The following is a 9,615-nucleotide window of genomic DNA, read 5'->3' as shown; positions in this document are numbered from 1 at the left end:
GGGCCGCAGCAGAGCGCTGCCGGGCATGATTTTCGGGGGTTTGATCGACGTTTCGGGCCATTGGCGCAGGCTAGGGCATAACGAACGATAAGGCAACATTATCATTCTTTTGTTATGCACGACAGGCGGTGCGGATTATTGCATTATAGGTAGCAGAAAACGCACAATCGATTTAGGCTGGCCTCCATGATTCGCGCCGTCCTGTCGCCCATTGCCTCGCCCCCTACACCGCGCGTGCCTGCCTGGGCACTTCCCGTGGGGTCGGTTTCGAGCGACGTTGACGCCGCTTTCTGCGCCGGCGCCGCCTTGACTTCACTCGATAATCTGATCCGATCGGACCCGGTCTGGGCCGGGTGCTGGCGCCAGCGCCTGGCGCTGAAAAGCGCGGCCGGTGCCTGCCGCCTCGCCGGCCGTAGCGAAGACGAAGCCGCGTTGCGCGATGCCTGGCATTTGCGCGCAGCCGGCGACAATGCCGGCCCCGCCGGCGCCATTTACGGCGCTTGGCGGCACTTGGCGTCGCGGCCGCCGCGACTGGATGCCGGCACTTTGGCAGAGATCGTTGAATTGCTCGGCCTGCGCTGGGACGAGATGTTCGCTGCAATTCCCAACGAGATCGATGCCCTAACCTGCTCCGGACGGCCGGCCCCTTTTGCCGCCGCGGCAATCGCGGGCCAGATTGTTGCCCTGTCGTCGGGTGCCGAATTGCTGGCCTGGTGGTGCGCCGATCTGGTGCTGGCGCAAAAGCTGCGCTGGCCGCGACCGGTGCCGCTGCTGATGGCTCAGGTTTTTACCCCGGTTTTTCGTGCTGAAGGGACACGGGGTTCGGGGAAAAAAATTCGGACGGGCGCGGAAGAATTTGAAAGGGCAGTATGTATGGCCGTGGCGCAGGGATCGGCCGAGGCCTGCCGACTTGCCGGTGAAATCGACCGGCGGGCGCAACAAATCATGGCGGTGGCGCCAAAACTGCGCGCCAAGGGGGCAGGCGAGGTGATCCAAAAACTGCTGGACGACGATGCCGTGCCAGGCTCACTGACCACGAGAAATCTGTCGCGCTTCGGTTCACGGCGTCTGTTCGAGCGTCTGCAAAAGTTCGAGGCGGTGCGAGAATTATCGGGCCGTTCCACCTTCCGGCTTTTTGGGCTGTAACGATGGCAGAACCGTTCGTCCGCCGAAAGGAAAATGCTGAGTTGGCATTGCTGGACATCGAGCTCGAGCACCTGCCGCCGGAGCTGCGTTGGCGCGAATGGCTTTTGCGCGTCGAGGCGGTGATCTTTGCTGCCGGCACGCCGGTGACCCGCGAAACATTGGCGCGTGTCGTCGGCAAAGGCTGCAACATCGATCTGATCATCGGCGACATTCGCGCCGAACTCACTGGGCGACCCTACGAACTGGTGTCGGTCGCGGGCGGCTGGCAGCACCGGACCAGAAAAATCTATTCCGACGCAATTCAAGCGGCGACGGGGCAGAGCACGGCAGAATCTCGCGCGCTGTCGCAGAGCGAGACGCTGGTTTTGATGTGCATTGCCTATTTCCAGCCGCTCACCCGCGGCGAGCTCTCCAGCTTTTTCGGCAAGGAGGTTTCGCGCGACACCATCGGCGCGTTGCGGTCGCAAGAGTTCATCGCCTCGGGGCCGCGCAGCCCGACGCCGGGCGCACCCTACACCTATGTCACCACGAAGACCTTCCTCTCCCACTTCTCGCTCGACACGCTGCGCGACCTGCCCGACTTCGAGGCCCTCGAAGACGCCGGCCTGCTGTCCAAGGAAAAGCTGCTCGCCGGGGACATTCCCGTCGGGTTGGCGGGTGACGATGAGGGCGATGAGGTGGCCTGACACCAATGTCATTCTCGACGAGGCGATATGGGCTGTTCATCCTAGCCACCACGGCCAACATAATCAGGAACTCTCGTCGGCAGCGCCTGATCAGGGCGATCTCAGGCTTTATCGCTAGGTGCTCTGATAGCGACATCGTGCGTGGTTCCGCACGGCCCTGAACAGGCGTGAAAGATTAGACAATGAATGCCTTGGCTCTGTCCAAAGACGGCGACCGGATCGCACTTTAGGTATTCGCTGTCATTTGAAGTCGCATGAGTTCTCAAAGCAGTTCATGCGAGCTATGCTTCAGATGGCCGGCGGGATGAATAAGATGAGACTACGCTTCAAATGGGGTGTGACAGTCGCCCTAGCGACGGCGTTAAGTATTGCCGCTGCCGCAAATGCCCAGGACTCTCAATATTCTGCGCGCCAGGTTCAACAGGCACTTACGGATGGCGGATATGATTTAGGGGCCGTGGACGGGCTTTGGGGGCGCCGATCCATCACTGCGCTTAGGGCCTTCCAGAAGGCACGCGACCTAGCCCAGACGGGTATAATGGACGATGCTACGATCTCCGTGCTTTTTCCACCGCCCAAGGTGTTACGCGCGCCGCTGCCTTCCATGGGAACAAACTTACCTGCTCCCGTTTCTAGAGTACGTACGGACCTCCAGACAGAGACAGCGCCAACGGGCATGAAAGATGCGGAAGCTCCGGAAAGTCTCGGCAACGCTGACCAGGCACCGGTTGTTCAGCCGCCGATTGATAGAGGGGCGCGAAAATCTGACCGCCTGACACTCGAGCCGAACGAGTTTGACGGGCTGGCGTCTTCAACATGGCGCTTGATCTATACAGCCTTGCTCGGAATTGCAGCCGCCCTCTTTTTTCTACGAAAGGGCAGAAAAAGGCTAGCCGGGGACGCGGTTCAGAGCCACTCCGGCACCAAGAACATCGAACCTGATTTCGACTTCGGCTTGGCGGGCGGCAGTGGTAGGCACAATAACTTCGTTCCTAACGATCCCATCGTTTCGGCCCATGTTGCCACCAACAGGCCAATGATTGGACGGAAGCCTGCTTTATCACCGGCCGTTGTGGCGTCTCTCGCCGATCATGATGCCGCCGTCCGGGACTTCGTCAGGCGGCGCGGCCCTATTATTCCTGATACCGTCGCGAAGGCCGATGCGCCGCGGTTCGACTGGCTACCGGCACCGCAGCTACAGGCGTCTCGGTCTTCGCCGGCCCGTTGGCTTCCCGCCGACGTATTAACGACCGTTGGGGCGACAACCATTCCTGGCGGCCTGATTTACGTAGGCAGTCATTTGCCGAAGCGGGGCAGACCATTTGAGACCGAGAACTGCCTGATCGATCCGAAACTGGTGGTTGCCAGTCAGGGTGATCCTCTCGGCCAAACGATGGGTTATTGGCCGTCTTATTCGAACATTTCGCCTACGGCCCGCAAGTCTTATCTGGACTGGCTTGCTGGTTCGAGATCCGATCTCACCACCTATATCGGCTACGTATTTCTCTATTTTTACGGCCTCGAACGTCGCCTCATGCTAGAGGAAAAAGCTGATGACGCCGGCGAAATTGTTGCCGAAGTTCGCCGCCTGCTTCACGTGTATGGGGGGAACGGTTCGTTCAAGCGTTATGCCGGAGAACTCCTTTCGGTGTATGAGCTGAAATCGGCGCGACTGCCGGAAAAGCTCTACCTGGAAGTCGAAGAAAACAGCTACGAAATCCCGGTGATGTTGAAGGCCGCGCTCGGCATGCGCATTCGCAGCGGAGAAGCGATAGAGCCGGATCTCTTGTTTGCCTACGTCATTGCCGATCCCGAGACGAGGGTCCGGACGCCGGCGCGACGGGCACAAGCCATGCTGCGGGAGTTGTTCGCGGACGAGGTGGAGAAGCGCTATCCGGATGGCGTGCGGGTTTCGGCCGCGCGTGCCCGAAAACTGACGATCAACTATCGTGCCTGCAGCGGGTCGTTCGATCTCGAAATCCATCCTTTTGGCGGTGACCTGCCGGATATTACCAACCGTAGCGAGCCGATAACCAGCGCGCGCCGCATCTTCGACGAGTGTACGGATCGGCTGGACGATTACAGCCGCATGCTCGGCCGCTCCGAAGGTTTGAAGCCGACGCTTGCGGCAGTGGCCAAGCTCCCTGTGGGTTTGCGCGTCAAGAATGCGGAACAGCTTGCCGATCGCCCATTGGGCAGGCTCGAAGAACTGGCAGACAATGGCACCCCGGTCTCCATCCAGGACCTCGCGGAGTTGACCGGAGTGGGATTCGACAAACTGGCCGCGCGGGCAAAGCAAAAGGAACTTTCGGGAATGCTTGCCGCGTTTGGGTATGGCCATACCGCTGATCCTTCTTTTTCTTTCAGGACAGCAAAGCTGGACGAAGTGGCGATCGTCTTTCGCCTGGAGTCTGAAGCTGCTGCCGATCCCGAGCCCGGCGAATACTACCGTCCTCTGCAACTTTCGATCATGCTCGGTACGGTCATCGCTTTTGCCGACGGTCACCTCCACCCTCTTGAGCGACGCAAGCTGCTTGACAGGATCGAAGGGGTGCCCGACCTATCGATAGACGAACGCGTCCGTCTCGAAACCGAGCTCAAAGTTTGCGAACTGGACGCCAGCCGCGTCGCGGACTGGATCAAACGCATAGGGGACGTGACGGAGGCCCGTCGCGAAGACCTTGCCGACGAACTGGTAGCGGTCGCTGCGGCGGATGGGGTCCTCCACGCGCGAGAGGTGTCTCAACTCGAGAAGCTCTTTAGGCGGATGGGGCTGGATGAGACCTCGCTTTACTCTCGTCTGCACGGCAGTCTTGCGCCGCAGAACATACCGGCGGACGCAGGTGACGAACTTCCGCTTATCATCCCTGCCGGAAGCCAGCCGGCGGCCACTCCGATCCCGCCAGCGCTGCCAAAGGCTTCGGTGACGCACATCAACATCTCGCGTCTCGAATTGATCCGGCGCGAGACCCAAACGACGGCCAGTGTACTGGCCGACATTTTCTCGGAGGAAGAAGAGCCACCGACGGAGCCCACACCCGTGGTCGAAGAAATCGATGCGCCCGATGAGGACGTGCGCTTCGACGGGCTGGAGCGGCGTTACGGCTGGCTTCTTTCGGAGTTACTTGGACAGGCAACGTGGACGGCTGGCGATTTCGAGCGTCTGGTCCGAAGCGCAGACCTGATGCCGGGAGCGGCGAAGCAGACACTAAACAACTGGTCGCTAGACGCCTTCGACGAACTCGTTCTCGAAGGCGACGATCCGATCGTCGTCAACGTCGGCCTGTTTCCCGAGGTTGCTTCCCGGCCTCCATCCCTTGCCGTCTCTATCGAAGGAATCTCCGCATGACCCCAAAAAGCTCAGCCATCAAACCGAGAGATCGAGACACGATCATCAGCGCCCTGCGCGCCGGCGTGGTGCCGCGCATTGGCCTCCAGCACATCCAGGTGGGCCGCCAACGCGAGATCGAAGCGCTGATCGAGGACATAGAGCGGATCGGCAATGGCGGCTCGAGTATTCGTTTCGTCATCGGCGCCTATGGTGCGGGCAAGACTTTCTTCCTGTTTCTCATCCGGCAAATCGCGCTGCAACGTAAGCTCGCCGTCTGTCAGGCTGATCTCTCCCCGGACCGCCGCATCCACGCCACCGGCGGGCAGGCGCGTACACTCTACGCAGAGCTTGTCACCAGTCTTGCGACGCGGACAGCACCGGATGGCGGTGCTCTCAGAAATATTTTGGAAAGCTATATCCAGAAAGCGTCGGAGCACGCAGCCTCCAGCGGAATGAACATCGAAACCGCTATCAAGGAGGGCCTCGGCGGTCTTCGCGAGATGGTCGGCGGCTATGATTTCGCGACCGTCATCGCCGCCTATGCGCGAGGCTATGAAGAAGGAAACGGTAATCTGCAGGACGCCGCGCTGCGCTGGCTACGCGGCGAATACACCACCAAGACGGAGGCGCGAGCTGACCTTGGCGTGCGCAGCATCATCGACGACGCCTCGTTCTATGATGGCCTGAGACTGCTCGCCCGTTTCATAAGGCTTGCCGGTTTCGGCGGTCTGCTGGTCTGCCTGGACGAACTCGTGAACCTCTACAAGCTGCAAAGCGCGCAAGCCCGCAAGCAGAACTACGAGCAGATTTTGCGTATCCTCAATGACGTGTTGCAAGGCACGACGGAAGGCATCGGCTTCATTCTCGGCGGGACGCCGGAATTCCTGCTCGACACGCGGCGCGGCCTCTACTCTTACGAAGCCTTGCAGTCCCGGCTGGCCGCGAATAGCTTTGCCGGCAACGGCCTCGCCGATTATTCCGGTCCGGTAGTAAATCTGCCGAACCTGACGCCGGAAGAACTTTACCATCTGCTGGAACGGCTGCGCGATGTCTTCGCCGCCGGCGACCGGGAGAAATGGCTGGTGCCGGATGAAGCGCTCCAGGCCTTCATGGACCATTGCGCCAACCGCATCGGCGAGGCGTATTTTCGCACGCCGCGCAACACGGTGAAGGCCTTCGTCGATCTGCTCGCGATCCTGCAGCAAAATCCCGATGTCGATTGGAAGGGACTGCTTGGCACGGTCGACTTCATGGAAGATCGGGGTGGCGCTGGCGACCAGCCGATCGACGACGCTGAAGACAGCCCGGATGACGAACTTGCAACGCTCCGCTTTCGATAAGCTTTCCGAGCCGGTCAGGCGCTGGATATGGCAGCAAAAATGGCCGTCCCTGCGTGATGTGCAGGAAAAAGCCATTCCGGCCATCCTCGCGGGCGGCGATGTCGTGATCTCCGCGCGGACGGCCGCCGGCAAGACGGAAGCCGCCTTCCTACCGCTGCTGACACGGTGCACCGACCGCGCGGGCAGCGCGGATGGCTTTGCCATCCTCTATGTCAGCCCGTTGAAGGCGCTGATCAACAATCAGCATCGGCGGCTGGAGAGCCTGTGCGAAGGAAACGGCGTTCTCCTGCATAAATGGCACGGCGACGTATCGGCGGAGGCGAAAGCGCGTGCGCGCAAACGACCGTCCGGCATCGTACTGATCACGCCGGAATCGCTGGAGGCGTTGCTTGTGCGCCGGGGCAGCGAGGTTTCACGGCTATTTGCCCGCCTGGATGCTGTCGTCATCGATGAGTTACATGCCTTCATCGGCACCGAGCGCGGCATGCAACTGCAATCGATCCTCACCAGGATCGAGGTGGCGACAGCGCGCGACCGCATCGACCGTATCGGGCTTTCCGCGACACTCGGCGACATGTGCCTCGCCGCCGAGGCGCTGCGGCCCGGCGGCGGCGCCGGCGTTACGATCGTGGTGGGCGAGGACGAAGGAAACGGTGTCCGTTTGCAGATCAGGGGGTACGTGCTGGGCGGCGCAGACGAAGGCGATCCTTCCGCAGTGGCAGACGACGGCGATCCTCCCGGAAAATCGGCCGAACCTTTTGAACGATCGACCGTGCCTGCGGCCTTGGCGGCTGATCTGTTTCGTTTCCTGCGCGGCCAGAGCAATCTGCTGTTTGCTGGGTCACGCGCCAATGTCGAGGTCTACGCCGACAAACTGCGCTCGATGTGCGACGAGTCGAGGCTTCCGAACGAGTTCTTCCCCCATCATGGCAATCTCTCGAAGGCCATGCGCGAAGAGGTGGAAATACGGCTGCGGGATGATCCGCGCCCGACCACGGCGGTCGCGACCACAACGCTGGAACTCGGGATCGACATCGGCGATGTGGAAACCATCGCACAAATCGGGCCGGGCTTTTCGGTCGCCTCGCTTCGCCAGCGGCTTGGGCGTTCGGGCCGTCGAGCCGGAAAACCGGCAATCTTGCGGATGTTTGTTGTCGAGCAGCCTGTTGGCAGGGGAGGCGATCCCATTGACCGGCTGCACCTGGGCCTTGTTCAGTCGATCGCCATGGTGGAATGCCTTCGGGAAGGATGGTGTGAACCGCCACTGCCGGCCGGATTGCATCTGTCCACTCTCATCCATCAAGTGATGGCGCTGATCCTGCAGACCGGCGGCGTAAGTCCGCCCGCCGCCTGGAAGGTACTGTGCGAGCGTGGTCCGTTCCAGGCTGTGGATAGGGCACTGTTCGCTGAGTTGCTTCGATGCATGGCGTCGCCCGAAAACCAGTTGATCGAGCAATCCCCGCAAGGGCTGTTAATGATCGGGGAGAATGGCGAAAAAATCACGGAATCGTATGAATTCTATCCTGTCTTCGCCACGGAACGAGAATATCGGATCATTCACGAAACACGCACGCTCGGCACCTACCCGTTGAGTTCGCCGGTCGCACGTGGGGAAACGATCATCTTTGCGGGGCGTCGTTGGCGGGTTGTCGAGATCGACGATCGTGCCCGCGTCATCACCGTCCTGTCGACGCGTGCCGGAAAACCGCCTTATTTCAGCGGCAGTGGAGCAGCCATTCACGATCATGTCGTGGAAACGATGCGTAGGGTTCTCGCGTCTGCCGAAGCCTATCCCTATCTCGATCCTGTCGCAAACCAACTGCTGGATGAAGCACGGAAGGCGTTCCTGGACATGCAGCTGGATCGCCGCTCGATCATCGCGCATGCGGAAGGGGTACTCATCTTCCCTTGGGTCGGAACCCGGAAGTTGCAGACCCTGTCCCTGGCATTGCTGGCGCGCGACTTCAAAACATCGCATTTCGGGCATGCCGTCGTGCTTCAGGAATGCGGGGTGGAGAGCGTGATGGAAACGCTGGAGGACATCGCCTGTGCGCCGCCACCAGATGGACGGACACTCGCCGCGCGGCTCGCGCAGCCCGCATTGGCAAAGTTCGACGAATTCTTGACGAAAGACCTGATGACATTGGTGACGATTGCGGAGAGGGTCAGTATAAAGGATTTACCTCGGATAGCCGCCAACGCGCTGGGAGACTATACGAAGCCCGAAATGGCATAGTATCCCTAGATTTTACGTTGCATTGCAAACTGCGCCAGCGACCGTCGAGCTTGCGGACGCTCATCGAGTTTCGGACCCTTCCGTGGCGCCACAGCAGATCGATCATTGTAGAATCGACCAGGCCGTCGAGCACATCGATTTCGTCTTGCGTTTGGAAGCATTTGACCCGGTCGGCCTATGCCGACATTATCCGTGCGGCCGTCGGTGGCAATGAGCGCGCGAGTGATCTTTCGCAGTTCGAAGTCCCGATGCTGACTGCAGTAGCCTACTTCCAGCCGATTACCCGTGCCGAACTGTCGGCCTTCTTTGGCAAGGAAATCAGCCGCGACCTGATCGGCGCTCTGCGCGGCGCCGGCCTGATCGCGTCGGGTACGCGCAGCCCGACGCCGGGCGCGCCTTATACCTACGTCACGACGAAAGACTTCCTGCTCGAGTTCGGCCTCGACACGCTACGCGATATGCCGGGCTTTTCCAATCAGGCGGACGATGATGTCGACGTCATCGGCCATGAATACGATGCAGCCCACCGGAGATGGGCGGCTCGTTCAAAAGAACTGACCAAATCTCTTCCACATGGCTGATCGTCACGACCGTGAAATTCAACTGAAGAATGAACATGCGGCTAGATTGCCCGTCGTGCCGTCCCGAAATTATTGAGCGAACCACGTTGTCCATTGCTCTCCGATGATACCTGGCTCGGTAAAGGGCGCATCGGTTATTCCTGAAAGTCAAAAAGGTCTGGCGTCTCATCGTCACGGCGGCGCGAAAGTCCTTCGCCGAGATGCATGCACGCGTGCTTGACGCGCCGCAGGCCAACAGCTGCCCCGACATGCAACCAACCTCCGTTCCTCATGTGAATGCTACGGATCGGCACAC

The 9,615-nt window shown here is 60.4% G+C and carries 5 protein-coding genes and 2 pseudogenes; all 7 read left to right on the top strand.

Features of this window, described 5'->3' with window-relative positions; genetic code table 11:
- Positions 1-186 precede the first annotated feature (186 nt).
- Positions 187-1,146, top strand: a complete 960-nt coding sequence (locus ACX3P0_RS19100) for a DUF1403 family protein (protein ID WP_459090933.1) — start codon at positions 187-189, stop codon at positions 1,144-1,146.
- Positions 1,147-1,148: 2 nt separating this feature from the next.
- Positions 1,149-1,832, top strand: a complete 684-nt coding sequence (scpB, locus tag ACX3P0_RS19095; protein WP_459090931.1) for an SMC-Scp complex subunit ScpB — start codon at positions 1,149-1,151, stop codon at positions 1,830-1,832.
- Positions 1,833-2,106: 274 nt separating this feature from the next.
- Positions 2,107-2,385 (top strand): annotated as a pseudogene (locus ACX3P0_RS19090) (peptidoglycan-binding domain-containing protein); the annotation flags it as partial.
- A gap of 123 nt (positions 2,386-2,508) precedes the next feature.
- Positions 2,509-5,181 carry a TerB N-terminal domain-containing protein gene (locus ACX3P0_RS19085; protein WP_459090951.1) on the top strand — a complete coding sequence of 891 codons (2,673 nt, stop codon included), beginning with the start codon at positions 2,509-2,511 and terminating at the stop codon, positions 5,179-5,181.
- Positions 5,178-6,503: an ATP-binding protein gene (locus tag ACX3P0_RS19080; RefSeq protein ID WP_459090929.1), complete on the top strand. Its 1,326-nt coding sequence runs from the start codon at positions 5,178-5,180 to the stop codon at positions 6,501-6,503. The genes ACX3P0_RS19085 and ACX3P0_RS19080 overlap by 4 nt, the downstream gene beginning before the upstream one ends.
- Complete coding sequence (locus tag ACX3P0_RS19075; RefSeq protein ID WP_459090927.1) at positions 6,427-8,739, top strand: DEAD/DEAH box helicase; 2,313 nt, start codon at positions 6,427-6,429, stop codon at positions 8,737-8,739. The genes ACX3P0_RS19080 and ACX3P0_RS19075 overlap by 77 nt, the downstream gene beginning before the upstream one ends.
- Before the next feature lie 152 nt (positions 8,740-8,891).
- Positions 8,892-9,320: pseudogene (gene scpB, locus ACX3P0_RS19070) on the top strand (SMC-Scp complex subunit ScpB); the annotation flags it as partial.
- Between the last annotated feature and the right edge of the window lie 295 nt (positions 9,321-9,615).

The sequence above is a fragment of the Mesorhizobium sp. A556 genome, assembly GCF_054489545.1.
This window is presented reverse-complemented; position numbering and strand designations above follow the sequence as displayed.